The 24749-nt window shown below is 68.2% G+C and carries 26 protein-coding genes and 5 pseudogenes; 27 read left to right on the forward strand and 4 right to left on the reverse strand.

The window, feature by feature from the left end:
• Window positions 1–2 precede the first annotated feature (2 nt).
• The 11 genes and pseudogenes from ACFQE0_RS15550 (at window position 3) to ACFQE0_RS15600 (ending at window position 7391) form a co-directional block, all read left to right on the forward strand.
• Entirely contained in the window at window positions 3–1034 is a 1032-nt protein-coding gene (locus tag ACFQE0_RS15550; protein WP_378971194.1) for a flagellar hook-associated family protein, read from the forward strand.
• 67 nt (window positions 1035–1101) lie between these two features.
• Window positions 1102–1449 carry a flagellar biosynthesis regulator FlaF gene (gene flaF, locus ACFQE0_RS15555; RefSeq protein WP_378971196.1) on the forward strand — a complete coding sequence of 116 codons (348 nt, stop codon included), beginning with the start codon at window positions 1102–1104 and terminating at the stop codon, window positions 1447–1449.
• Window positions 1446–2003 carry a flagellar biosynthesis repressor FlbT gene (gene flbT, locus ACFQE0_RS15560; RefSeq protein WP_378971198.1) on the forward strand — a complete coding sequence of 186 codons (558 nt, stop codon included), beginning with the start codon at window positions 1446–1448 and terminating at the stop codon, window positions 2001–2003. Before flaF ends, flbT begins: the two co-directional genes overlap by 4 nt.
• The gene (gene flgD / locus ACFQE0_RS15565) at window positions 2000–2413 is read left to right on the forward strand and encodes a flagellar hook assembly protein FlgD (RefSeq protein ID WP_378971200.1); all 414 of its coding nucleotides are present in this window, start codon (window positions 2000–2002) and stop codon (window positions 2411–2413) included. Before flbT ends, flgD begins: the two co-directional genes overlap by 4 nt.
• 31 nt (window positions 2414–2444) lie before the next feature.
• Window positions 2445–2712 (forward strand): annotated as a pseudogene (fliQ, locus tag ACFQE0_RS15570) (flagellar biosynthesis protein FliQ).
• A gap of 91 nt (window positions 2713–2803) precedes the next feature.
• A pseudogene (flhA, locus tag ACFQE0_RS15575) lies at window positions 2804–4896 on the forward strand (flagellar biosynthesis protein FlhA).
• A gap of 13 nt (window positions 4897–4909) precedes the next feature.
• Window positions 4910–5661: pseudogene (gene fliR / locus ACFQE0_RS15580) on the forward strand (flagellar biosynthesis protein FliR).
• 4 nt (window positions 5662–5665) lie between these two features.
• Entirely contained in the window at window positions 5666–6076 is a 411-nt protein-coding gene (locus ACFQE0_RS15585) for a hypothetical protein (protein ID WP_378971202.1), read from the forward strand.
• A 60-nt stretch (window positions 6077–6136) separates the two neighbouring features.
• Complete coding sequence (locus ACFQE0_RS15590; RefSeq protein WP_378971205.1) at window positions 6137–6604, forward strand: rod-binding protein; 468 nt, start codon at window positions 6137–6139, stop codon at window positions 6602–6604.
• A gap of 5 nt (window positions 6605–6609) precedes the next feature.
• A complete protein-coding gene (locus ACFQE0_RS15595; protein ID WP_378971207.1) occupies window positions 6610–6945 on the forward strand; it encodes a flagellar protein FlgN in 336 nt (111 codons plus the stop codon).
• Window positions 6942–7391, forward strand: coding sequence for a hypothetical protein (locus ACFQE0_RS15600; RefSeq protein ID WP_378971209.1), 450 nt, complete (start codon window positions 6942–6944; stop codon window positions 7389–7391). The genes ACFQE0_RS15595 and ACFQE0_RS15600 overlap by 4 nt, the downstream gene beginning before the upstream one ends.
• 53 nt (window positions 7392–7444) lie before the next feature.
• Here the strand turns inward: ACFQE0_RS15600 and ACFQE0_RS15605 are convergent, their stop codons facing one another.
• Together ACFQE0_RS15605 and ACFQE0_RS15610 are read right to left on the reverse strand one after the other, a co-directional pair.
• The gene (locus tag ACFQE0_RS15605; protein WP_378971211.1) at window positions 7445–7876 is read right to left on the reverse strand and encodes a hypothetical protein; all 432 of its coding nucleotides are present in this window, start codon (window positions 7874–7876) and stop codon (window positions 7445–7447) included.
• Window positions 7873–10065 (reverse strand): heparinase II/III domain-containing protein, encoded by a 2193-nt coding sequence (locus tag ACFQE0_RS15610; protein ID WP_378971213.1) that lies wholly within the window; start codon window positions 10063–10065, stop codon window positions 7873–7875. The genes ACFQE0_RS15605 and ACFQE0_RS15610 overlap by 4 nt, the downstream gene beginning before the upstream one ends.
• A 161-nt stretch (window positions 10066–10226) precedes the next feature.
• Between ACFQE0_RS15610 and flgB the strand changes: the two genes are divergently transcribed.
• The 6 genes and pseudogenes from flgB (at window position 10227) to flgI (ending at window position 13836) form a co-directional block, all read left to right on the forward strand.
• A complete protein-coding gene (gene flgB / locus ACFQE0_RS15615) occupies window positions 10227–10601 on the forward strand; it encodes a flagellar basal body rod protein FlgB (RefSeq protein WP_378971216.1) in 375 nt (124 codons plus the stop codon).
• A complete protein-coding gene (gene flgC, locus ACFQE0_RS15620; protein ID WP_378971219.1) occupies window positions 10598–11014 on the forward strand; it encodes a flagellar basal body rod protein FlgC in 417 nt (138 codons plus the stop codon). Before flgB ends, flgC begins: the two co-directional genes overlap by 4 nt.
• Before the next feature lie 13 nt (window positions 11015–11027).
• Window positions 11028–11378 (forward strand): flagellar hook-basal body complex protein FliE, encoded by a 351-nt coding sequence (gene fliE / locus ACFQE0_RS15625; protein WP_378971221.1) that lies wholly within the window; start codon window positions 11028–11030, stop codon window positions 11376–11378.
• 12 nt (window positions 11379–11390) lie between these two features.
• Complete coding sequence (flgG, locus tag ACFQE0_RS15630) at window positions 11391–12179, forward strand: flagellar basal-body rod protein FlgG (protein WP_378971224.1); 789 nt, start codon at window positions 11391–11393, stop codon at window positions 12177–12179.
• A 166-nt stretch (window positions 12180–12345) separates the two neighbouring features.
• A complete protein-coding gene (flgA, locus tag ACFQE0_RS15635; RefSeq protein WP_378975492.1) occupies window positions 12346–12729 on the forward strand; it encodes a flagellar basal body P-ring formation chaperone FlgA in 384 nt (127 codons plus the stop codon).
• Window positions 12729–13836: pseudogene (gene flgI / locus ACFQE0_RS15640) on the forward strand (flagellar basal body P-ring protein FlgI). The gene flgA and the pseudogene flgI overlap by 1 nt, the downstream one beginning before the upstream one ends.
• On the opposite strand, the gene ACFQE0_RS15645 reads toward flgI, so the two are convergent.
• A complete protein-coding gene (locus ACFQE0_RS15645) occupies window positions 13812–14069 on the reverse strand; it encodes a hypothetical protein (protein ID WP_378971226.1) in 258 nt (85 codons plus the stop codon). The pseudogene flgI and the gene ACFQE0_RS15645 sit on opposite strands and share 25 nt — an antisense overlap.
• A 173-nt stretch (window positions 14070–14242) precedes the next feature.
• Here ACFQE0_RS15645 and ACFQE0_RS15650 point away from each other — a divergent pair, with 173 nt between their 5' ends.
• From ACFQE0_RS15650 to ACFQE0_RS15695, 10 genes and pseudogenes are all read left to right on the forward strand, one after another.
• A complete protein-coding gene (locus tag ACFQE0_RS15650; RefSeq protein WP_378971228.1) occupies window positions 14243–14404 on the forward strand; it encodes a hypothetical protein in 162 nt (53 codons plus the stop codon).
• Window positions 14401–15111 (forward strand): flagellar basal body L-ring protein FlgH, encoded by a 711-nt coding sequence (flgH, locus tag ACFQE0_RS15655; RefSeq protein ID WP_378971230.1) that lies wholly within the window; start codon window positions 14401–14403, stop codon window positions 15109–15111. Before ACFQE0_RS15650 ends, flgH begins: the two co-directional genes overlap by 4 nt.
• Window positions 15112–15186: 75 nt before the next feature.
• Window positions 15187–15663, forward strand: coding sequence for a flagellar basal body-associated FliL family protein (locus ACFQE0_RS15660; RefSeq protein ID WP_378971233.1), 477 nt, complete (start codon window positions 15187–15189; stop codon window positions 15661–15663).
• A complete protein-coding gene (fliP, locus tag ACFQE0_RS15665) occupies window positions 15660–16430 on the forward strand; it encodes a flagellar type III secretion system pore protein FliP (RefSeq protein ID WP_378971235.1) in 771 nt (256 codons plus the stop codon). The genes ACFQE0_RS15660 and fliP overlap by 4 nt, the downstream gene beginning before the upstream one ends.
• A 76-nt stretch (window positions 16431–16506) precedes the next feature.
• Window positions 16507–18200, forward strand: a pseudogene (gene fliF / locus ACFQE0_RS15670) (flagellar basal-body MS-ring/collar protein FliF).
• Window positions 18197–19084, forward strand: a complete 888-nt coding sequence (locus ACFQE0_RS15675) for a hypothetical protein (RefSeq protein WP_378971237.1) — start codon at window positions 18197–18199, stop codon at window positions 19082–19084. The pseudogene fliF and the gene ACFQE0_RS15675 overlap by 4 nt, the downstream one beginning before the upstream one ends.
• Window position 19085: 1 nt before the next feature.
• Complete coding sequence (locus ACFQE0_RS15680) at window positions 19086–20399, forward strand: MotB family protein (protein WP_378971240.1); 1314 nt, start codon at window positions 19086–19088, stop codon at window positions 20397–20399.
• A gap of 100 nt (window positions 20400–20499) precedes the next feature.
• Window positions 20500–21738 carry a chemotaxis protein MotC gene (locus ACFQE0_RS15685; RefSeq protein ID WP_378975494.1) on the forward strand — a complete coding sequence of 413 codons (1239 nt, stop codon included), beginning with the start codon at window positions 20500–20502 and terminating at the stop codon, window positions 21736–21738.
• Entirely contained in the window at window positions 21735–23243 is a 1509-nt protein-coding gene (fliK, locus tag ACFQE0_RS15690) for a flagellar hook-length control protein FliK (protein ID WP_378971242.1), read from the forward strand. The genes ACFQE0_RS15685 and fliK overlap by 4 nt, the downstream gene beginning before the upstream one ends.
• Window positions 23197–23787, forward strand: a complete 591-nt coding sequence (locus ACFQE0_RS15695) for a transglycosylase SLT domain-containing protein (RefSeq protein WP_378971244.1) — start codon at window positions 23197–23199, stop codon at window positions 23785–23787. Before fliK ends, ACFQE0_RS15695 begins: the two co-directional genes overlap by 47 nt.
• Before the next feature lie 28 nt (window positions 23788–23815).
• Here ACFQE0_RS15695 and ACFQE0_RS15700 read toward each other — a convergent pair whose 3' ends face one another.
• Complete coding sequence (locus ACFQE0_RS15700; RefSeq protein WP_378971246.1) at window positions 23816–24508, reverse strand: response regulator transcription factor; 693 nt, start codon at window positions 24506–24508, stop codon at window positions 23816–23818.
• Between the last annotated feature and the right edge of the window lie 241 nt (window positions 24509–24749).

The following is a 24749-nucleotide window of genomic DNA, read 5'->3' on the forward strand; positions in this document are numbered from 1 at the left end:
CCATGATGACCACGAGCTACATCTCCAGCATCAACTTCTGGAACGCGCCGCGTACGGGCCTCAACCGCCTGCAAACGGATCTCGCCGCGACCAATTCCGAGATCGCGACCGGGCGCTACGCCGATGTCGGGCTGGAGCTCGGCACCAAGGTCGGCACGGGCCTCGGCCTGCGCCAGCAGAGCGCCGAGATCGACGCCCTGAAGAGCGGCAACGGCGTCGCGACCTTGCGCCTGAAGACCACGCAATCGGCGCTCTCTCAGATGCAGTCTGCCGCCGACAAGCTTTTGGCCAACATCGTCGGCCAGCCCGAGGCGCAGCAGACCGCCGTGGTGGAGACCGGCAGCAACCAGCTGACGCCGCTGGTCTCGGCACTCAACATGACGATGGCCGGGCAATATGTGTTCGGCGGCGCCAATTCCGGCGCGGCCCCCATCGACATGGCCGCCATCGACGCGATGCGGCAGCGCCTGCAAACCGATTTCCAGGCTCATTTCGGCTACGCGCCCGGTAGCCCCGCCGCCGCGACTGAAGATCCTGCCAAGATGCAGGCTTTCCTCGACACCTACGTCGATGGGGAATTCTCGGACACGTCCTGGGGAGGTCTATCCCAGGCGTCTGGCGCGATTTCGAGCCGCATCGCCCTGAACGAGGAGGCCACGACCTCCGCCAGCGCCGACGCGCGGCCCTTCGCGCAACTGACCATGGCCTACGTCATCGCCTCCGACTTCAAGCTGTCGAGCTTCTCGCCCAACGCGCAGAAGGTAGCGAACCAGAAGGTGATGAGCCTGCTCGCCGCCGCGAGCAGTGGCCTCGTGACGATACAGGCCGATCTCGGTCGCTCGCAGGATCGCATCGCCCAGGCCAATGACCGTCTCGACGCGCAGAAGACGCTTCTGACGGGCGAGGTCAACGATCTCGAAGCGGTCGATCCGGCCGCCGCTAAGACGAAGGTCGATGCGCTCACCACGCAGATCCAGATGTCCTACGCCCTGACAGCGCAGCTACGGCAACTCAGCCTCGTCAATTACCTCTGACGTTTCAGCGCCGACACCGAACATAGCCCCTGATACGGGCGACCTGCCATCGAGACGAAGGCACGCGATGTACCGTTTCTCTTACTCCGAGATACTCGAAGACGCGCCGCAATTGGCCCGCGAGCGGGAGCGCACGGCCTTCGACCGGGCGCTTCACCTCCTGCGCAAGGCCGAGGCACAGGGCGTGGACGGGCCGGACCGCATGGCGGGCATCGCCTTCGTCCAGGACCTGTGGAATGTCCTGATCTCGGATCTGCTCGATCCCGAGAATACTCTGCCCGACGCGCTCAAGGCCGATCTCGTCTCCATCGGCACGTGGATCATGCGCGAGGTCGGCGAAGCGATCGCCGCGCCCGAGCGCAGCCTGAAGGCGTTGATCGAAGTGAACACCTCGATCCGCGACGGCCTGCAATGAGCCGCTCGATGCACATCTCGCTCTGCGCCGGGGAACGCGTCTTCATCAATGGCGCCGTGCTGCGGGTCGACCGCAAGGTCGGCATCGAGCTTCTGAACGACGCGTCCTTCCTGCTGGAAGGGCATGTGCTTCAGGCCGAGCAGGCGACGACCCCGCTCCGCCAGCTCTACTTCGCCGCGCAGACCCTACTGATCGATCCCGCCCAGGCGGAGCCCGCGCGCGATCTCTGCGCGCAGATGATGGCCGGGATCCTGGCAGCGACGCGCGACGAGGCGATCCTGACCGGCCTCGCCTCGGTCCACCGGCTGATCGAGTCCGGACGCCTGTTCGAGGCGCTGAAGACGATCCGCGGCCTCTATGCGGCTGAAGCCGCCGTGCTCGTGAGCGAGGGCGGTGAGCCGACTCCCGTGGCGACGCCCCTCCGGCCTGGCCGGGAGGTCCCACCGCGCCACCTCGGCAAGGCGGGATCGTCGCCCCTCCCGCGCGGGCCCCGCGCGCCTTCGCAACCGGCTTCCGGCCGGGCTCCCATCCCGAACCGGAGATCTGAGCGATGACCGTCATCGGCGCCACCAGCAGCACGAGTTCCGCAAGCACCACCGCCGCCGCCGCGAAGGCGACGAGCTCCGTCGCGGCCAAGCTCAATGCCGAGACCTTCCTTCAGCTGTTCATGACGCAGTTGAAGAACCAGGACCCGACCAAGCCCATGGACGGGACCGAGTATGTCAGCCAGCTCGCGACCCTGTCGCAGGTCGAGCAGGCGACGCAGACCAACAAGAAACTCGACTCATTGCTGACCTCAAGCTTCCTCGATCAGGCGGATTCGCTCGTCGGCAAGACGATCATGTCGAGCGACGGCAACTCTTCGGGCGTTGTGCAGTCGGTGAAGGTCACGAGCGACGGTGCCCTCGCCACGCTCACCGACGGCCGCAACGTGCTCTTGGAATCGGGCGTCTCGGTCTATTGAGAGCCCACGGCCGGATACGGAAGCCCACCCCATGAACGAGGTCGATGCCCTCGAACTCGTGCGCGCCGCGATTTGGACGGTCCTCGTCGCCTCCGGCCCCGCCGTTGGCGCGGCGATGGTCGTCGGCATCGTGATCGCGCTTTTGCAGGCGCTCACGCAGATCCAGGAGACGACGCTGACCTTCGTGCCGAAGATCGTCGTGGTGCTTCTGGTGCTCCTCGTCACCGGCACCTTCGTGGGTTCGCAGCTCGACAAGTTTCGCCGAGATGACCTACGGCCGCATCGCCACGGGGTTCTAACGAGCCTCGGCGCCATTACGCGAGCGCCACCCTCGCGCAAGCTTGCCGCGCCAGAACGGCCCCGTAACACGCGGGACGTGGGGAAGCCTTGATGGCGGTGGGCGCAACGCTCGGAGCGGAGACGGCGGAGCGGAAGTCGCGGCGGGATTTCGGCTTCGCGGCGGGCATCGTCGCGATCCTGGCCGTTCTGTTCCTGCCGGTCCCGGCCATCCTCATCGATGTGGGCCTCGCCTTCTCGATCGCCCTGTCGGTGCTGATCCTGATGGTGGCGCTGTGGATCCAGAAGCCGCTGGAATTCTCGGCCTTTCCCACCGTCCTGCTCATCGCGACGCTACTGCGCCTCGCGCTCGGCATCGCCACGACCCGCCTGATCCTGGCCAACGGCCAGAAGGGCGTGGATGCGGCGGGTCACGTCATCCAGGGCTTCTCGCAATTCGTGATGAGCGGCGATTTCGTCATCGGAATCGTCGTCTTCGTGATCCTCATCACGGTCAACTTCCTCGTCATCACCAAAGGCGCGACACGCATCGCCGAGGTCGGCGCCCGCTTCACCCTCGATGCCATCCCCGGCAAGCAGATGGCGATCGACGCCGATCTCAATGCCGGGCTCATCGACGACAAGGAGGCGCAGCGCCGCCGCCGGGGCTCGAGGAGGAATCGGCCTTCTTCGGCTCGATGGACGGCGCCTCGAAATTCGTGCGCGGCGAGGCGGTGGCCTCGCTCATCGTCATCGCCGTCAACGTGTTTGGCGGCGTCATCATCGGCACCACGCGCCACGGCATGCCGGTGGGGCAGGCGGCCGACGTGTTCGTGAAGCTCTCGGTCGGCGACGGCCTCGTCTCGCAGATCCCGGCGCTGATCGTGTCGCTGGCGGCAGGCCTGCTCGTCTCGAAGGGCGGCACGCGGGGCGCCACGGAAGAGGCCGTGCTCGGCCAGCTCGGGGCCTATCCCCGCGCGCTCATGGTCGCCTCGGCGCTGATGTTCGTCTTTGCCCTGGTGCCGGGCCTGCCGTTCCTGCCCTTCGTGGTGCTGAGCGGCCTCATGGCCTTCATCGCCACCGTCATCCCGAAGCGCGCCCAGGCACGGGCGGCCGTTGCCGCCGCCGCCAAGGCCGCGAAGGAAAGCGAAGCGGCAGCCGTGACCGCCGCCGAGTCGGTAAAGGAGTCGCTCAAGACCCCGGAGATCGAACTGATCCTCGGTCGTCAGGTCGCCGCGCAGATCCAGGCGAGCCATTCCGAGCTCACCCACCGCGTCGCGAAGATGCGCAAGAAGTTCGCGCGGCAATACGGGTTCGTCGTTCCCGACATCAAGCTCACCGACAGCGTCGCGCTACCCCCCAAGAGCTACCAGATCCTCATCCACGGCACGGTCGTCGCGACGCAGGAGATGCGGCCCGGCGAGTTACTGGTGGTGGTTGGAGACGGGCCGAAGCCCGACGTTCCGGCCGAAGAGGTGCGCGAGCCCGCCTTCGGCATGAAGGCGCTCTGGGTGATGGACTCCTACGCCGCCGAGGTGCACAGCAGCGGCTTCGAGACCATCGACGGCGCATCAGTGCTGCTCACTCATCTCTCCGAAGTGATCCGCAACAACCTGCCTCAGTTCCTATCCTACAAGGATATGCGCGGCCTGCTCGACCGGCTGGAGCCGGAATACAAGCGGCTGCTCGAGGAGATCTCGCCCTCGCAGATCTCCTATTCGAGCCTCCAGGCGGTGCTGAAACTGCTGCTTGCTGAAAGGGTCTCGATCCGCAACCTGCACCTGATCCTCGAAGCGGTGGCCGAGATCACCCCCCATGCCCGCCGGGCCGAGCAGATCGCCGAGCATGTGCGCATGCGGATCGCCCAGCAGATCTGCGGCGACCTCGCGGAGAACGGTATCCTCAACGTCCTGCGCCTCGGGCCCAACTGGGACCTGTCCTTCCACCAGAGCCTGAAGCGCGACGCCAAGGGCGAGGTGATCGAGTTCGACATCGACCCGCGCCTCGTGGAGCAATTCGGCACTGAAGCCGCCACCGCCATCCGCGAGCGTCAGAAGCAAGTGCACAGTTTCGCGCTGGTCACCGCGCCGGATGCCCGCCCCTACGTGCGCATGATCATCGAGCGGATCTTCCCGACCCTTCCGGTGCTGTCGCATCTGGAAATCGCGCGCGGCGTCGAGATCAAGTCGCTCGGGACGATCTCGTGAGCGCCCGCGCCCCATGAACGCGGCCCCCGAGACGTTCCTCGGCGTTTTTCTCATCTTCTGCCGGATCGGCGGGTGCATGCTCGTCGTGCCGGGCTTCTCCTCGCCCCGCGTGCCGCAGCAGGTCCGCCTGCTCGTGGCCGGGGCGATCGCGCTGGCGCTGTCACCGCTGCTTCTGCCCCTGTTCCAGGCGAAGCTCGGGCTCAGGCCCCCAGTGAGACCCTGCGCTGGATCCTGACCGAAAGCGTTACCGGCCTGCTGATCGGCTTCCTCGGCCGGATCTTCCTCGTGGTGCTGGAGACTGTGACCAACGCCATGTCCACCATGGTCGGGTTCGGCGCCATGCCGGGCGCGCCGGTCGAGGGTACGGACCCGGTACCCGCGATCGAGTCGCTGATCCTCCTCTCGGCCACGGTGCTGCTCTTCGCCAGCGACCTGCACTGGGAACTGGTGCGCGGGCTGGTGGACTCCTACGGACGCATTCCGCCGGGCGAAGGCATCGGTAGCCAGACCTCGCTCGTGCGGGTGGTGGATCAGGTGGCGGATGCATTCATGCTCGGCCTGCGCATCACCGCGCCCTTCATCATCTACGCCGTCGTCGTGAACCTCGCAGCGGGCTTCGTTAACAAGCTCACGCCGAGTATTCCCGTGTATTTTGTTGCGACGCCCTTCGTGATGTTCGGGGGGCTTCTAATGCTCTATTACCTCGGCGGCGAGATCATGATGCAGTACCTGCAAACCTACGCCACGTGGCTCAAGCAGGGTTGAGCCGATGGCGCATGATCCCCGCCGCCTCGAGCGCGCGCAGCGTCTCATGCGGGTGCAGGAGCAGATGCGCCGTGTCGCGGAGATCGAACTGACCGCCACCCGCGACCGCGCCGTAGCCGTGGAGGCGGACAGGGCCTCGCTCCTCGCCGCCCTCGGCACCGGGCAGTTCGGGGAACTCCTGCTTACCGCGGCCAACCGGCGCCTTCAGGGTCTAGCGGTCCAGGCGACCGAAATCGAAGCCGAGAGGATCCGGCAGGCGGACATCCTGCGCGAGCGAGGCCTTGCCGAGAAACGCGCCGAAGCCCTGGTCGATCGCGCCGCGCAAGCCCAGGCGAAGGAGACCGAGCGCCGTGCGCTCCTCGATTGCCTCGACGGCCTCGGCCAGCGACGCCCCGGCGATGCAAGCCTCCCGTAAGCCACGGGGCGTAACTGCGGACCACGATCCGGCCGAGCCGTGCCGCCAGGACGAGACGCGATGAGCATCAGCCTGCCAACCGACATCGTGATGGATGTGGCGAAAGCCGCCGAACCGGCGCGGCTTCAGGAAGCCGTGGCCAAGCTCTCGGCCCCCGGCGATCCGGCCGCTTTCACCGACTCGATGCAGGCGGCGGGGCTCGCCCTGCACATGCCGCTCGACGCGAACGGCTCCCTGACCACGCTCAAGAATCACACGGCGCTGAACGGCTCCGGTCCGACCAGCGACCCGTACAAGAAATTCGAAGGAATGGTCCTTCAGCAGTTCATCGAGTCGATGATGCCGGAGAAGTCCGAGACCGTCTTCGGTAAGGGCAATGCCGGGCATATCTGGAAGTCGATGCTCGCCGAGCAGATCGGCCAGCAGATCGCCAAGGCCGGCGGCGTCGGCATCGCCAAGATGATGGACAAGGCCCACCCCGGCATCGACCCTGCCCGCCAAGCCATCGACGCCGCGCAGAAGCTGTGATGGCCATGCTGCTCGCCGCTCTCAAACGCCTTGAGGAGACCGTGGAGGCCGAGACCGACGCGCTGCTTGCCCTTCGGCCCACCGACCACGCCGCCCTCAACCGGGCCAAGAGCCAAAGCCTTCTCGAACTCATCCGGCTAACGCGCGGGCTCGATCCGGCTGGGATCGACGCGACCACCGCGATCCATCTCGCGCGCCTGCGGGACAAGCTCGCCCGCAACCAGGAAGTGGTCGGGCTGCACCTGCGCGCTGTCGAAGAGATCGGCGACACCCTGGCCGCCGCCGCGCTCCGGGCGGAGTCGGACGGCACCTACACCGCGCGGATCGGGCACGATTCATGATCAAGATCCTGATCACGGGCCTCTGGATCTGCGCCGTCACGATTGCCTCGTGCTACGGGGCGGTGACCTGGGGCGACGGGTTTTTCGCCAAGAAGACTGAAGCCTATCTCGAAGGCTTGCAGTATCAGAAACTCGCGCCGATCAACATTCCGATGATCGCCGATGGCAAGGTGCAGGGCTACGTCATCGCCGTCCTGGTCTTCACCGCCGACGCGCGACTGATGCACACCCTGCCGGTGCCGCCGAATGCGTTCGTCGTGGATGAAGCCTTCCGGCAGATCTACGCCGACCCAACCCTCGATTTTCGCAAGCTCGCCAAATACGACATCACCAAGCGGCTCGCGGAGGTGAAGGCCGAGGTCAACAAGCGCCTCGGCGCCGAAGTCGTTAAGGACGTGCTGGTGGACGAGATGAACTTCGTCGCCAAGCGCGAAGTCAGGTCCTGAAGCGCCGACGATCGTTTGCGACTGAGATGCCTTTCATCATCGCGAGCGAACCGTCACTCCGCCAGAAAGCTCCGTAGCGCCTCGCCCGCGAGCAGGCGCGACAGGCGCTCTTCCAGGGTCGTGTCGGTGGCCAGCATCATGCCGCCGCAGACGAGGCCGTCACCGACGAAGCGGTAGCTCAAGGTGCTTGCGGGAGTCAGGCCCCGCGGAGTGGCGACGAAGCCTTGAAGCGTGCTCGCCCGCTCGTCACGTCCGTTGACGATCTCCAGCCCGGCCTGTCGGCCCGCGACGACCCATGGGGTGAACCCGAGCCGCCGCGCTCCCTGCTGCGCCAGCGCCCGGCGCGGCCCCGCCAGCGCGACGAGCGTATCCGGCGCGACATGCAACATGCCCTCGACGGAGAGCAGACCCCGCCCCTCGAAGCGGTCGATCACCGCGATCCCGTCGAGATCGTCGAGCAGGACGAAGATGCGGGCATGGATCACGTCCGGCCCGTGAATGCGCGTCTCGATCCGGTGGGCGCGGGCACCGTCGAGGCGAAGACTTTTGCGAACCAGACCGGCCCGGCCACCGGCTCGCGACCGTCGAGGAGCGCGACGTTGTGGGCTCGGGCCGAGACGAGGTAGTGGCGCGACGGGCCGGTCTCCACACTCTCCGAGCCGCCCGCCTCGACGATCCAGCGCCGCCCCTCCGCCGCCAGGATGAAGGAGGTGCAGTCGGCGTGCCCCAGGGGCGAGGGGGCCGCGAAGGTACAGGCGAAATGCCCCGCGCCGCGCCCGATGGAATCGGCGCTCATCGTCAGCGTGTCGTGGAAGACCCCGCCCGCTGGCGTGCTCGGCGCAGCCTCTCGCGCGGCAGCGAGATCGGAGCTTCTTCCGGCGAGGAGACGCCCAATCCAGGCGGCCTCATCGACCACAGGCGGTGCGTCGCCGAAGGGCGGAAGCCGTCCGCCCGGATCGAGCAGGCCGGGAAGCCCGGCGAGCCCCGCCTCGACCCGCGCGGCGATGTCGGGGCCCGGCGGCTGCCCACCGAGGGCTTCGGCCAGGGCCCGGCCGAGGGAGAGACAATCGAGCCGCCGCTGGAGCACCGGATCCGCGAAATGCCCGTCCGCCGCGAGCAGCGCCCCGAAGGTCTCGCCGAGGCGGCGAGAGGCGAGGGCAGTCCAGAACGGGGCCAGCGGCAGGCGTGGCAGGGAGCAGGCGGTAACGTAGAGGGCCGTCGCCGCCTGTAGCCCATGGAGCGAACGCCCGAAGGCATTCTGTCCCACGATCTCGGCCAGGGCGAAGCCGTGCTGTGTGGCGACGCCGACGAGGGTCGCGCGGAGGGCGTCATCCGCCCCCTCCGGCAACGGCTGAGCCGCGAGACGGGCCAGCACCTCCGCCCGCGCGGTAAGGGCCGCCGGGTGCAGGCTCAGCGGATCGGAAGGCTGGCCCCACGGATTCGCCGCGCCCCAGGCCGCAGCCAAGGCGGGTCCGGCCTCACCGAGAGCGGGGATCCATGCAAGTGAGTGGTAATCGAGGCGCCAAGGCACCGAGCGGAATGGCTCTTCCCGCCAATCGGGCGATTCCGGCTGGGTCCAGTCGGGCAGGCCCGCAAGGCGGAGCACGATCTGTCCGTCCGGGCCACCCGACGACCGCTCCTGCCCCTGCCGCAGATGGCGGGCGCGGGCAAGGATCGCGGGGGCGGGCGCGGCCTGCGCTTCCGGCAACCACGCTGGAACTGCGCCCGGCTCTAGACCGAGACGATCCGCGAGCCGGGACAGGAAGGCCGAACCGTCGAGAAGGTCGTCCCCGATCAGGCTTTCCAGACGGAAGGAATCCTCCAGCGAGACTTCCGGCGGAGCGATGAGTTCGACGGCGGGGGAAGCCTCGTCCGCCTCCTCCCAAGTGCGCAGACCGATTTCGACGCGGGTCGCGCCAGCGGGCGGCGTGAGGGAGAGGGTGAAGCGGCGCGCCTGCGGCTTGGCGGGCAGGTTCACCGAGGCGCCGTGGCCCATCACGGAGACGGTATCGGGGTAGGGCAGGGGCATCTCGACCCCCGAGGCATCGCGGTAGCGGATCGCGGCATAGGCCGCGTGCTCGTTGGGCCGGTCGGACACGATCTGCCCCCGCAGGACGAGGCCGACGCCTTGCACCAGATCCTGCTCGAACATCAGCGGCGTCGCGCCGAGTCGCAGGCGCGGCCACGGTGAGGTGATGGACGGCGCCTCGACCGATCGCAGGCGCACGCCCGAGATGCGGAAGGGCGCCGTGTTGCGCCAGGACCGGAAGCCGAGGGCGAGATCGCTCGCCTGGGGCGGCATCCGGAAGCCACAGCGCCATTCCGCCGAGAGGCCGGTGGTTGCGTGATAGGCCGGACCCGGCAGCCATGCGCCGAGGGGATCGGGCAGGGTGCGCACCAGACCCGGCACCGATTCGACATCGAGGCTCGACCCATCGCGCGCCATGAAATCGAAGCCCACCAGGGCGAAATCGAACGCGGCGGCGGCCTGCTCGTCCTCATCCCAGGAGAGTGAGACGTCGAGGGTGTACCACGCCTCCGGCACCAGATCGCGGAAGCCGAGGATCGCGCGAGCCCAGCGGTTCTTGGGCGCCACCACATGCTCGCCCGCCCTGGGGCCAGCCCCGGCGCCGCCCACGTAACGGGCGGTCGGCTCCGGCAAGTCATCCGGCATCGGCGGCAGTCGATCCTCAGGTCCAATGATGACCGGGAGTGGGGCGGGGAACGGCGGCCTGTCAAGCAAGGCAGCGGCCAGCCTCGTGCAAGATTGCGGACCTAGACCGCTTTTCAGGACGGCTCGATTCCCGGTCGTCCCTGCGTGCGGCTGGAGGCGGCATGAGCGGTATCTACCTCTTCGACCTCGCCGCCATGCAGGCGCGCCACCTCGCGGTGCGGCAGGCGACCATCGCCGGCAACGTCGCGAACGCGAATACGCCTGATTACAAGGCGCGGGACGTCGCCCCCTTCGCCGATGTGCTGGCGCAAGTCGGTAGCGGCATGGCCAGGACCGCTTCCGCCCATGTGGACGCTGGCGGACCGCTCAGCCGCACCCAGACCGCGACGGACGGCTGGGACGTGACGGCGACGGCCAGCTCGGTGAGCCTCGAACAGGAAATGCTCAAGGCGAGCGAAGTCTCGCGCGAGCACAACCTGAATACCGGGATCGTGAAAGCCTTCGACCGGATGCTCAAGATGGCGGTGAAGACATGATCGATCCGCTTCTTTCCGCGACCAAACTCGCGAGTTCCGGCCTCGAAGCGCAGTCCCTGCGCATGCGGATCGTGTCGGAAAACCTCGCCAACGCCCAATCGACCGGCGACGCGCCGGGAGCCGACCCGTATTCGCGCAAGACGATCAGCTTCCGGGCCGAGATGCAGCGGGCGATCGGCGCCTCCTCCGTCAAGGTTTCGGAGATCGGCAGGGACACGAGCCCGTTCCGCTCGGAATACGACCCCGGCAGCCCGGCGGCAGACGCACGCGGCATGGTCAAGCTGCCCAACGTGAACATGCTTGTCGAGATGGCCGACATGCGCGAGGCCAATCGCTCGTACGAGGCCAATCTTCAAGTGATCAAGCAGGCCCGCGCGATGGTGGCCAGCGTGATCGATCTCCTCAAGCCGTAAGGAAGCTCGACCGATGATCGAGGCCCTCGCATCGCTCTCGGCCTTCGAGAAGGCCGTTCAAGCCGCCGCCCTCTCGCGGGCCGACACGGCCGCCCCGGTGCAGCGGAGCGCCTTCCCGGGCGCGGCGGCCATCGGCGGCAGCGCCCCGGCGAATTTCTCCGACATCATGGCCCAGTTCGCCGCCAGCGTACGCAACGACATGCGGGCGGGCGAAGCGGCCTCCATCGCAGGCATCCAGGGCAGAGCCTCGCCACAGCAGGTGGTGGAGGCGGTGATGTCCGCTGAACAGAGCCTCCAGACCGCCGTCGCCATCCGCGACAAGGTCGTGTCCGCCTATCTCGAACTTAGCCGCATGGCCATCTGAGGAGCCCGAACCATGCGTGCACTCGCCATCGCTGCCACGGGCATGTCCGCCCAGCAGCTCAACCTCGAAGTGATCGCGAACAACGTCGCGAACCTGAACACCACCGGCTTCAAGGGTGCGCGGGCGGAATTCACCGACCTGCTCTATCAAGCCGAGCGCCAGCAGGGCGTGCCGAACCAGGCGGGGCAGGAGGCGGTACCCGAGGGCGCCATGCTCGGCCTCGGCGTGCGCTCCGCCGCCATCCGCAACCTGCACCGGCAGGGCTCGCTCGCGCAGACGGGCAACCAGCTCGACCTCGCGGTGAATGGGCGCGGCTACTTCCAGATCACCAGCCCCGGCGGCGAGACGAATTACACGCGCGCAGGCTCGTTCAACAAGAACGCCACCGGCCAGCTCGTGACGCTGGAAGGTTACGTGGTCGACCCGGCGATCCTCATCCCGAACAACGCCTCCGAAGTCACGGTGAACCTCTCGGGTCAGGTCTTCGCCAAGGTCGACGGGCAGGTCGCGCTGGCGCAGATCGGCCAGTTGACGCTGGCGAACTTCGCCAACGAGGCGGGCCTGGAGCCGCTCGGCAACGGCCTCTACCGCGAGACTCCGGCTTCGGGTGCGCCGGTCGTCGGCAACCCCGGAGATGTCAGCTTCGGCAAGATCCAGCAGGGCTATCTCGAAGGCTCGAACGTCGATCCCGTGAAGGAGATCACCAGCCTGATCACGGCACAGCGCGCCTTCGAGATGAACTCGAAGGTGATCCAGGCCGCGGACGAGATGTCCTCGACCGTCTCGAAGGGCATCCGCTGACGCTCACGGCGGGGGCGGCCCGGCCCCACAGGACTTCCGGCTTCGACCCCTCCGGCGATTGATCATGGCCTTCACCCTGTCCGTCCGCACGTCCCGCTGCCTCCAGGCGGCCCTGGCTGCCCTCCTGCTTCTGGCGAGCCCGGCCCGTGCCGAGCCCGACGAGATCATGCTGCCGGTGCCGGTCGTCACGATCTATGCAGGCGACACGATCAAGGAATCGATGCTGCGGATGCAGGCCTATCCCGCGAGCTATCGCGGCCGGTCGGCCATCGTCGACGCGCCGATGGCCATGGTCGGGCGCACCGCGCGGCGGATGCTGCTGCCCGGCGAGCCGGTGCCGGTCAACGGCGTAGACGATCCCCGCCTCGTCACCCGCAATGCGCCGACGCAGATGATCTTCGAGGAGAACGGCCTCATCATCACCGCCGTGGGCTCGCCGTTGCAGAACGGGGGACTCGGCGAGGTCATCCGCGTCCGCAACACGGACACGAACCGGATCGTCCTCGGCACCGTGATGGCCGATGGGCGCATCCGCATCGGAGCGCAGTGATGGCCCGCGTCCTCCTGGCCCTCGCGGCGCTGGCAGGGATCCTGCTCGCCGGGCCGTCCTTCGCGGGCACGCGGATCAAGGATATCGCCACGCTCAAGGGCGTGCGCGACAACCAGCTCTTCGGCTACGGCCTCGTCACCGGTCTTCAGGGCACGGGCGACACGCTCCGCAACGCGCAGTTCACCGAGCAGTCGCTGCAATCGCTCCTCGACCGGCTCGGCATCAACGTGCGCGACTCCCGGCTGCGCACCCGCAACATCGCGGCGGTGATGGTGACCGCCGACCTGCCGCCCTACACCGGCACCGGCTCGCGCATCGACGTCACCGTGACTTCGCTGGGTGACGCCACCTCCCTGCGCGGCGGCACGCTGCTGATGACGCCGCTGACCGGCGGCGACGGCCTCGTCTACGCCGCCGCCCAGGGGCCGCTGGCGGTCTCGGGCTTCAGCGTCCAGGGGCAGGCCGAGCAGCTCGACGCAGGGCGTGCCGACCGCAGGGCGCATCCCGAACGGCGCGCTGATCGAGCGCGAGGTGCCCGGCACCTTCCGCGACCTGCCCGAACTGGTGTTCGAACTGAAGAACCCGGATTTCAAGACGGCAACCCTGGTCGCGGACGCGATCAACGCTTGGTCGATGGCCCGCTTCCACCGCCGCATTGCAAACCCGCGCGACCAGCGTTCGGTGGTGGTGCTGCGTGGGCGCGACGCGACGCAGACCCGTCTGGTGGCCGAGATCGGCGATCTCACCGTCCAGCCGGATGTTCCTGCGCGGGTGGTGGTCGATCAGCGCACCGGCACGGTGGTGATCGGCCGCAACGTGCAGATCTCCACGGTCGCCGTCACCCACGGCAACCTCACGGTCCGCGTCACCGAGACACCCGAAGTCTCCCAACCCGCGCCGTTCTCCAACGGCCAGACCACGGTGGTGCCACGCACCGAGGTGGCGGCCCGCGAGGAGCAGGGCAAGCTCGCCATCATCGGCGGCTCCGACCTGCAAACGCTGGTGCGCGGCCTGAACTCGGTCGGCCTGAAGCCCACCGACATCATCGCGATCTTGCAGGCGGTGAAGACCGCAGGCGCCCTTCAAGCCGAACTGGTGGTGCAATGAGGGCCGCCCTTATCCTTCTCGCCTGCCTCGCCGCCGGTCCCGCCTGGGCCACGGGCGGCGGCGGCGACAAGCCCGACCCGGCCAAGGAGGCAGCGCTCAAGGCGCTCGCCGCCCGCGACGGGCCGAAGGAGGTCGGCGCGCAGGAATACGTGAAGGAGCCTCCGAAGGCGGGCTATTGCGCAGGCATCGCCGATGCCGCCGCCGATGCCCGCTTCGCATGGCAGAAGGAGCAACTCGCCGCCCTGGAAAAGGATGTCGAGGCCCGCATTGCCAAGCTCGAAGCCAAGCGCGCCGAGTACGAGGAGTGGCTGAAGCGCCGAAACGCCTTCCTTGCCAAAGCGGATGAGGCGGTCGTCGCCCTCTACGCCAAGATGCGGCCCGACGCGGCCGCGCCCCGCTCGCCACCATGCCCGAGGACGCGGCCGCCGCGATCCTCACCAAGCTCAACGCCCGCGCGGCGAGCGCCATCCTGGCCGAGATGGAAGCGGCCCGCGCCGCCGGTCTCGCGCGCAAGATGTCGGATCTCGGCCGCAAGAAGGACGAGAGCAAGAAGGACGAGAGATCGTGAACCCCGCCCTCCGGCTTGCCGCTCTGACCCTGGCCCTCGGTGCCGGGGCCTGCCACAGCAACATCAACGAGATCGGGCGCCAGCCGATCCTGACCCCCGTGGGGGCTGGGCTGAACCCGCCGCGCGAACCCCTGCCGGTGACCTTCAACGCCCACGGCCCGCGCTCCGGCTACCATTCCACCTGGGCCCCCGGCAGTGCCGAGCTGTTCCAGGATCCGCGCGCCCGCAATGTCGGCGACGTGATCACGGTTAACATCGCGATCAACGACAAGGCGCAGTTCGACAACGCCACGGACCGCTCGCGCAGCCAGAAATCGACGCTCGGCTTCGATTTCGGCTACGGCGTCAGCGGCCTGAAGGATTCGGCCACCGCCGACACGGGCATCCGCTCCGGCACCGAAACCAAGGGCCAGGGCTCGATCGACCGCAAGGAGACGCTGAGCCTGTCGGTGGCGGCGGTGGTCACGGAAGTCCTGCCGAACGGCAACGTGCTGATCGCCGGCTCGCAGGAAGTGCGCGTGAACAACGAGGTTCGCGTGCTGGCTGTGACCGGCATCGTGCGCCCCCGCGACATCTCGCGGAAGAACACGATCGACTACGACAAGATCGCCGAAGCCCGCATCTCCTACGGCGGTCGTGGCCGGATCACCGACGTCCAGAACCCGACGCTGGGCCAGCAGATCTTCGAGACCGTCACACCGTTCTGATCCGGTTCTCAGTCTTTGCGAGCCAACGCGAAGCAATACCGGAAGGCCGGTTGAGACGAGCAATAGGAACTCATCATGGCGGATGCCAAGACCAAGAAGGGCGGTAAAGGCTGGATCGGGGGGCTGCTCCTGTCCACCTTGGTCGCGGTCGGTACCGGCGGGATGCTCGGCGTGTACCTGCTCTCGACGGTCGAGAAGGCCGTGGACCGGAAGGTTCGCGACGAGCAGAGCAAGGTCGTGCCCGTGATGAATTATGCGGGCGACCTCTCCCTGCGCAGCGTCGGCTCCGTGGTGACGAACCTCGCCGAGCCTGCCGAATCCTGGGTGCGGATCGAATCCTCCGTGGTGCTCAAGGGCGTCGTGCCGAACGCTGACGTCACGTTGGCCGAAATCCGCGCCGATCTCCTCGCCTATCTGCGTACCGTCTCCATGGCGCAGGTCGAGGGCGCGAGCGGCCTTCAGCACCTGCGCGAGGACCTGAACGAGCGGGCCGTCCTGCGCAGCAAGGGTGCGATCCGGGAACTGATCGTCGAATCGCTGGTGGTGCAATGATCGCCCGACGAAACGCCCTGCGGTTCGCCGCGATCCTCGGCCTGACACTGGCAGCCGGTACCGCGCACGCTCAGAGCGGCGGCGTGACCGGTGTGCCCGCCCTCGACCAGCTTCTGCCGGCGGGCAACGGCGCGGCCTCCGGCCGGATCCTGCAACTCGTCGCGCTGCTCACCGTCCTGTCCCTGGCGCCGGGTCTGCTCGTGATGGTCACGAGCTTTACCCGCTTCGCCGTGGCCCTGTCGTTCCTGCGCTCCGGCATCGGCCTCCAGAGCACGCCCGCCAACCTGTTCCTCGTGTCGCTGTCGCTGTTCATGACCTTCTACGTCATGGCGCCGACCTTCGACCGGGCCTGGAACGACGGCGTCAAACCGCTGCAGGAGAACCGGATCACCGAGGAGGAGGCCTACGGCAAGATCGTGGACCCGTTCCGGGAATTCATGACGGCGCAGGTGCGCCCGAAGGACCTCCAGACCTTCTCCGATCTCGCCAGCCGCAACTTCCCCAAGGCCGAAGCGGGCGAGAAGATCGACCTGCGCATCCTGATCCCGGCCTTCATGATCTCCGAACTTCGCCGGGGCTTCGAGATCGGCTTCCTGATCGCCCTGCCGTTCCTCGTCATCGACATCATCGTGTCGACCATCGTGATGTCGATGGGCATGATGATGCTGCCGCCGACAGTGATTTCCCTGCCGTTCAAGGTGCTGTTCTTCATCCTGATCGATGGCTGGAATCTATTGGTAAGCGGGTTGGTGCGCTCGTTCTTCTGAAGAGCAGCTTCGCACAAGGCTGACCCGTCACACAGGCTCGCGACACGATCAGGTCGCCAGCAGGGTTGGTCCAGGGATGTTCGGACGCGAGCAAGCCGAGAGGCTGTGGAGCAACATCATCGAACTGGGGGCACGGCGCCTCGTGGCGCTCGGCCTCGTCGGTCTCTTCGTCTTCACGGGCGTCGGCCTCGGCGCCTATTACCTCAGCCGCCCGGCTCAGGAGGCGCTCTATACGGGGCTCTCCCGCGAGGACGTGGCCCGCATCGGCGGCGTGCTGAAGGATAGCGGCATCCCGTTCGACGTCAGCGCCGACGGCACCGCCGTCATGGTCCGCTACGGCAACACCGCCCAGGCCCGCATGCTGCTGGCCGAGAAGGGCCTGCCGCAAAGTTCCAAGTCCGGCTACGAGCTGTTCAACGACCTCGGCTCGCTCGGCATGACCTCATTCATGCAGGAGGTGACGCGGGTGCGCGCCCTCGAAGGCGAACTCGCCCGCACCATCCAGGGCATGAAGGGCGTGCGTGCGGCCCGCGTGCACATCGTCCTGCCGGACCGCGCCTCCTTCCGCCGGGATCAGCAACCGCCCTCGGCCTCCGTCGTGGTGCGCACCGAACCCGCCGACGACGTGAGCGGCGCCCAGGCGATCCGCCAGCTCGTCGCCGCCGCGATCCCCGGCCTCAAGCCCGACCGCGTGACCGTGATCGGCTCGGACGGCACGATCCTCATGGCGGGCGACGACAACAGCCTCGCCCCCACGGGCAAGATGGCGAGCCTGGAGAAGATCGTCAGCCGCGAGGTGCAGGACAACATCCGCCGCACCCTCACGCCCTATCTCGGCACCGGCAATTTCGAGGTGAGCGTCGCCGCCCAACTCAACACCGACAAGACCTCGACCAACGAGACGATCTACAACCCGGACCAGCGGGTCGAGCGGTCCGTCCGCTCGGTGCGCGAGAACGAGAACGCGCAGAACCGCAAGTCCGAGCGGCCCACGACCGCGCAGCAGAACCTGCCCGACCAGCGCCCGCGCTCCGACGGCAACGACACCTCGTCGAACGAGAGCCCAAGAAGGAAGATCTCACCAATTACGAGATATCGCAGAAGACCATCCAGACGGTGAGCGACGGCTACGCCATCCGCCACCTCTCGGTCGCGGTGCTGGTCAACCGCTCGCGGCTCGCCGCCCAGAGCGGCCAGGACGGCAAGAACGAGAACGCCGACGTGTCCGGCCAGATCGCCGAAATCGAACAGCTGGTCGCCTCGGCGGCGGGCTTCAGCAAGGAGCGTGGCGACACGGTGAAGGTCGCCGCCGTAGGCTTCATCAACGACGGGCAGGCCATGGAGCCTGTGCCCCCGCTCTCGATCAGCGATGTGATGCTGCGCCAGTCCGGCACGCTCATCAACGCCGCGACGATCCTCGTCGTCGCCGCGCTCCTGATCTGGTTCGGCCTGCGCCCGGCGCTGCGTGCCATCCTCGCGACGCCTGCCGCCGAGCAGGCCGAGGTCCCCGCCCTCGAACGCGCGGCGAATCCCGCCATCGCGGCCGCCGCCGCACCGGCCGAAGCGGCCCTCGCCCCGCCAAGCCCAGCGGAGGCCGCAGCGCTCGCCCCGCCCGCCGTGGCGAGCATGATCGAGGACATGGCGCAGACCATGGCCCAGACCGCCGATCGCTCGGCCCAGAAGCGGCTGGAGCAGATGATCGAACTCGATGAGGAGCAGGTCGCCTCGATCCTCAAACGCTGGCTGATGCGTGAGGAGGCGACGGCGTGAGCGCGGTCCTGAAGAGCGTACTCCCCGACTTTTCGGACGCGGTGAAGCCTGCAGCCCCGGCCGCGCCCCAGGCACCGCGCACCACTCCGTGGTTGCCGACGCGGGTCGTGAAGCTTCCCAAGCGTTCCGGGGAGGATGCTCCGCTCCTATCGGACACGGCTCCGCGCAACGCCATGCCGCTGGCGCCCATGACCGTCCCGGAGGCGCTGAACGCCCTACGGTCGCTCGTGCAGACGGTGCCGCCTTCCGCCGCCGCCCCTGCGCCGGTGAAGGCTGAACCCGAGCGTCCCGCCGAAGACATTCTTTCGAGCCCCTGGACCGGCCTGAAACGGTCGAGCCCGACGCCCGAGGCCGAACCGGCCGAAACGCCGGAGGAGCGTGCGGCGGCCCTCGCCGAGGCGGAGGCTCGCGGTCGTGAGCAGGGACTGGCGCAAGCCCGTGCCGAGGCGCAAGCCCAACACGAGGCGGAGCGCGAGGCTTTCGCCGCACGCCTCGCCGAGGAGCGGGCGCGCTGGTGCGAGGGCGAGGCCGAGCGGCTGGCGGAAGGGTTCTCGGCGGCTATGCGCGCCCTCGACGCCGACCTGACCCAGCGGATCGGGCGCCTGCTCGTCCCGGTGCTGAGCGACGCCTTGCGGCGTCGCGCGCTCGATGACCTCAGCGTCGCCCTCGGGCGCCTGCTCGCGGAGCCGGGCCAGGCGGCAATCCGGGTGAGCGGCCCGGAGGATCTGCTCGACGCCCTGCGCAAACGGCTCGGCAGCCAGGCCGAGGGGGTGACGTTCGACCTGAGCGAGGCGCCCGAGGTCTCGGTGGTTGCCGACCAGACCGTCATGGAAACGCGGCTCGCGGCCTGGACCCGCCTGCTGACCGCCGCGGCGGAGGGCTGAGATGTCCGAGGGCCACCAAGAAATCATCATCATCAAGCGCCACGGCGACCATGAGGATGGGCACCACGGCGGCGCCTGGAAAATCGCGCTCGCCGACTTCATGACGGCGATGATGGCCCTGTTCCTCGTCATGTGGCTGATCAATTCGACCAGCAAGGAGCAGAAGCAGTCCATCGCCGAATACTTCAACCCGGTGAAGCTCGCCGAGGTCACGCATGACCGCAAGGGCCTGTCCGAGCCCAAGGACGAATCCGCCGACAAGGGCGGCGGGTCCAAGGAGGCCGAGGGCAAGGGGGAAGGCGAGGGGAAGGGCGAAGGCAAGGGGCCGGACAAGGGCCAGCCTGCGCCGCCCGGCAGCCGCACGCGGGAATCCGCCCTGTTCCAGGATCCCTATGCGGTGCTCGCCAAGCTCGCCAGCGAGACGGAGGCCGACCGCTCGGACGTAGCGAGCGTCGACGCCATGGCGCAGGATGGCGCCCAGCCCGGCATCGCGGGGGGCGAGGCCGCGCGCGATCCGTTCGATCCGCTCTACTGGCAGACCGAGACGCTGCCCCGCGCCCGCAGCGACAATCCGGGAGCGGTGAACACGGTCGCCCGCGCCACCAACGAGACCCGTCTCGACGCCAAGGCGCAATCCCTCAAGGAGCCGAAGCCGCCCGCGAAGGACGCTCCGAAGGTGACGCAGGTCGCTACCGCCGACGCGAACCTGCCCGCTGCCGTTCGCGACGCGCTCGCTTCACCCAAATCCAAGACTGGCGAAAAGCCAACCGAGGCCAAGGAGGCGCCGAAGGAGGCCCCCAAGGATTCTCCCAAGGAGGCCCAGAAGCCCGCCGAGGAACCGACCGGAGACACAGCCGCCCTCGCCGAGATCAAGGCGGAGATCGCCAAGGCCGTGCAGCCGATCCGCACCGGTTCCCCGGCGCCACGCATCGACGTACGCCGTACGGGAGAGGGCGTGTTGGTGAGCGTCACCGACGAGATCAATTTCAGCATGTTCGAGATCGGCTCGGCCGAGCCCTCGCCGAAGGTGGTGCGCGCCCTGGAGCGCATCGCCAAGGTGCTGAATGCCCATCCGGGACAGGTCGTCGTGCGTGGGCATACGGATGGGCGCCCGTTCCGCTCGGAAACCTACGACAATTGGCGCCTGTCCTCGGCGCGGGCGCAGATGGCCTATTACATGCTGGTCCGCGCGGGCCTGGATGAGAAGCGGCTCGACCGCATCGAAGGCTATGCCGACCGCCAGCCGCGCAGCCAGGATCCGAAGGCAGCCGAGAACCGCCGCATCGAGATCCTGTTGCGGAGCAAGCCCGAATGAGGTGGGCCGCCCCCTCTCCGATGCCGGATCGCCGAGGCGCGGCTCCCACGCGCGGCGGCGGGAACGGCGGCGCTTCCATCGCAGCTCCTGGATGGGCGGCATGGCGGTCATGCGGCTGGCCGCCCTCCTGTTGATCGTGATGGTCGCCACCCACGCGCTCGCGGCCGGTGACGGCCATGGCGGAGGCGGCGGACACGGAGCCGAGCCGCCCAAGCCGATCGAGCCCCTTCTGGTCGTCCCGCGTGGCTTGCCGGTGGAGCTGATGCGCACGCTGCAATTGCTGCAGGACCGGATCGCAAAGGGCTCGACTCAGGCGCATCTCGCGCAGAGGCAGTTGCTCGGCCATATCGAGCAGCGCCTTCTGGCGCTCGAACCGGAGACCTGGGCTGATTCCGCAAATACGCGGGCAGGCGTCTCCTTCGCCCTCGCGGGGGGCGGCCCGGCGGTCCTTCGTAAGATGCTCGACGGCGGCAAGGTCGCCGAGGCCGATGCGCCGCTGGTTCTCGGCTCGCTCGCCTATGTCGAGGGGCGCGAGAAGGAGGCGCGCACGCTACTCGCCAAATTCGATCCCCGCGAAGCGCCGCCGAGCCTCGCCGGGCAACTCGCCCTGACCCAGGCTGCTCTCTCCGTCCGTGACGCCCCGCGAAAGGCGATCGAACTCCTGGCCCTCGCGCGCCTGCTCGCGCCCGGAACCCTGGTGGAAGAGGGGGCGCTCCGTCGCGAGATCTTCGTGATCGCGCAGGGCGGCGATGCCAGCCGCTTCGAGGCCCTGTCGATCCAGTATCTGCGCCGCTTCCGGCGCTCCGTCTATGCGGGCAATTTCCGCCAGCGCTTCGCCGCCGCCCTGACCCGGCTCGACTTCGCCAGCGACGGCGCCCGCGACGCGAAACTCGCCCGCATGCTGGACGAGATCGAGCCCGACGACCGTCGAGACCTCTACCTGCTCGTCGCTCGCGCCGGGCTCGACCAGGGTCGGCGCGGCACCGCGCTCTTCGCGGCCGAACGGGCGGCGGGGCTGGCGGCACCGGAGACCGCTGCCGCCGCCCAAGCTCGGCTCTATCGCGCGGCCGCTCTCGTCGTAGTCGAGGGACGTCTGGACGAGAGCATCCAAGCCCTGCGCAGCCTCGACCGGGAACAGTTCGGCGAGGCCGACCGGCGGCTCCTCGATGAGGCCCTGTCCGCCGCGACCCAGATCCGTATCCCGGCCCAGGCCGATGCCGCCCGTGCGGCAGCACCGCTTTCAGGTCAGCGCAAGCTCCCCGATCCCGCCGCCATCGGCCGGGCACAGGAGGCGCTGGCGCGTATCGACCGGTTGATCGACGACAGGAACGACCCGTGACAGCCCTCGACGCCCTGCTGCCCGGCCCCCGGCAACGCTCGGAACCCGCCTCGAAGAGCTCCACCCCGGACACGCCGATCCGCGACGCCGCGCTCTCCACCAGCCCATTCGGGAAGGAGCTCGGCCGGCTGGAACGGCCGCCGTCGCGCGGCGAGGAGATCGTCCGTCCGCATCTCGGGGACGAAGCCGCCCCCGAGATGCCGGCCGAGGATGTCGTCACCGCGGCCCCCGCTTCCGGGCTCGTCATCGATCCACAGGCGGCCCTGCGCGCCCTGTTCGCAGCCGCGCAGGGCGCACCCGCGCCGACTCAATCCGCAACCGCCGTCCAGGCCGCTGTGCCGAACATCCCGGTGGCGACGGATCTCGTCGCGCTGGCCGAGAGGGCAGCGGGCAGCACCGCACCGGAGAGCCCGATCGCGAGCCTTCCCGCCGAACGGCCGAAGGTGACGGTTGTGACACAGGAGACGCATTTCGCGCCGGTCATGCCCGGCCAGCCCACGCCGGTCGCTGCCATCGCGCAGAAGGTGGAGGATCATTCTCCGCCGCAGCCCACCGCCAGCGCCGCCGCCCCCATCGACGCAGCGCCAGTTGCGCAGCCCACGGCTCCGCCCAATCAGGCCCGGCCGCGACCGATCGAGGCCGTTGCCGCGGCGCCCGTCGTAGCTGCGGCGGCGCCCCTTGTTGAAGCGGCGACGCCTGTTCAAGCGCCTGCCCCGGCCGCGATACGTCCGACGCGGCTAACGCCGCGCGCCACCACACCGGCTGTATCGGTCGGCCCTTCAGTCCCCGAAGCCGAGAGCCGTCCTGTCCCCGCCATCCAAACGGGACCGGTGGCGCCGCGACCGGAGCTCGACGGCGACACCTCCCGTGAGCCCGGCCAGCCGACGCCGGAGATGGCGCCTGTCGCGGCACTGACATCCGGCCCGGTGGAAGGCGCTCTGCCCGCGGCGACTCTCCGGCATCTCGCGAATGCCATCGCCACCGAGGCGCCCTCGGCGCCGGTCGCGCCACCCGGCCAGCCCGCCAAACTCGGTCAGATGCCGGAAGGGCCCTTACGCCTTCTCACGATTCAGCTTCAGCCCGCCGACCTCGGCACCGTGACAGTGCGGATGCGTCTGCAGGAGGGCCGCCTCGAAGTCGGCATGGAGACCGGTCGGCACGACACGGCCGATTTGCTGCGCCGGGATGGTGGCGCCCTGTCCGATCTCCTGCGCGGGGCGGGCTATCAGGCCGATCTCGTCGCCATCCGGGCGAGCGGCGCGGACATGACAGGCGGCCAGCCGTCCCAGCAGGGATCGGGGCAGGGCGCGCAGGCTCAGAGCCAGCCGCAGAGCCAATCCGGACGGGGCCAGATGGCCTTCACCGATGGCGGGCAGGGTGGAGGTGGGTCGCAACCCGGCTCGTCCGACCGCAGGGACACACCGCGAGCCGAGACGGCCCGTTCAAGGGAAGGGGGACATGAAGCGTATCCTGTCGAGCGCGATCGCAGCGGCGTGTATCTCTAACCCCGCCTTTGCGGCCACGGCGCCTTCGGCCGGCATGAGCCCGGCCGCGCCGAGCCGCGTCTGCGAACAACAGATGGCGCAGGCGGCCGCCAAGCACGGCGTGCCGCTCGGCATGCTCTATGCCGTGGGCCTGACCGAGAGCGGCAAGCGCGGCTCGCTGCAGCCCTATGCGATGAACATCCAGGGGCGGGCCTATTTCGGCACGAGCGCTCAGGACGTGATGCAGAAGCTCGCGGAATCGCAAGCGAGCGGCATCCGGCTGGTCGATCTCGGCTGCATGCAGATCAACCATCATTATCACCGGGCGAAGTTCCCCTCGCTCGAGGCGATGATCGACCCGCGACAGAACGTGGAATACGCCACGCGCTTCCTGAAGGAACTGAAGGACCGGGAGGGCAGCTGGACGCTCGCGGTCGCGCGCTATCACGCGGGCCCGAACAATAATCCGGCCCAGAAGGTCTATGTCTGCCGGGTGATCACGAACATGGTCGCCACCGGCTTCGGCAACTGGACCCCGGGAGCCAAGGCCTTCTGCCAGCCGTAGGAAATCCAGCGGAAGTGCCGGAGCAGCCTCAGCCGACGTAGACGTAACCCATGTAGCGCTTGGCCTCGATCGGATCGTAGCCGAGCCGCTGCGACAGCTTCTTGCGCAGCTTGCTGACGTGGCCCTCGATCACGCTCTCTTCGACGCCGTTGCTGTAGACGCCGTAGATCACATTGAAGACCTGCGTCTTGGTGAGGCGGCGCCCGCGGTTGCGGACGAGATATTCGAGGATGTGGCGCTCGCGCCGCGGCAGCGAAAGCGGCTCGCCATCCACCTCCGGGTCACGCCCGTCGAAGAAGACCCGCAGGCGCTCCGGCCGGGCGGGGGCCTCGATGCCGGCGGCGGCGGGCTGGATGCCACCGTTCACCCGTCGCCAGATCGCCTCGGATCGCGCCAGGATCTCACGGACATGCACGGGTTTCGGCAGAACGTCGTCGATCCCGGCATCGAACAGGACCAGCGTTTGCTCGAGCGAACGCTGATCCGCCAGCGCGATGACGGGCGCCCGTGAATGCTTGCGAATGGCAGCCGCGCATTTCGCTCGCTCGTCGAAATCACCCAGAAGGAAGCCCTGGATGGCATCGACGTCGCTGCGCGACGCCACGCGGATCCAATCTGCGAACTCGTCCGGCGAAAGACCGAAAGCCGACACGCCTTCCCTGTCGAAGCTCGCCGCGTAGCCTTCGTTGACCGATTTTCGACCATCTACCAGGCAGTACATCCGGACCGGACCCCTCAGCGCGGCATCTTTTCGTTCATCAGACTTGGCGGCGCGCGATGATTCACTACGCAGTAAGGAGGTACCTTTGTAAAGTATGTTCTACTCCCAATTCAGCATCCTAAGTTATTTCTGACCAAGCAGTGTCACATCTTTGCAAGTATGATCGTTTTCGTTGCATGACAACGCTAGTACAGCCATGGGTGGTATGTTTCCGCTCCCGCCGTCGCCGAGGGGAAGACCG

The sequence above is a fragment of the Methylobacterium komagatae genome, from assembly GCF_042661665.1.
In the GTDB taxonomy this organism is placed as follows: Bacteria; Pseudomonadota; Alphaproteobacteria; order Rhizobiales; family Beijerinckiaceae; genus Methylobacterium; species Methylobacterium komagatae.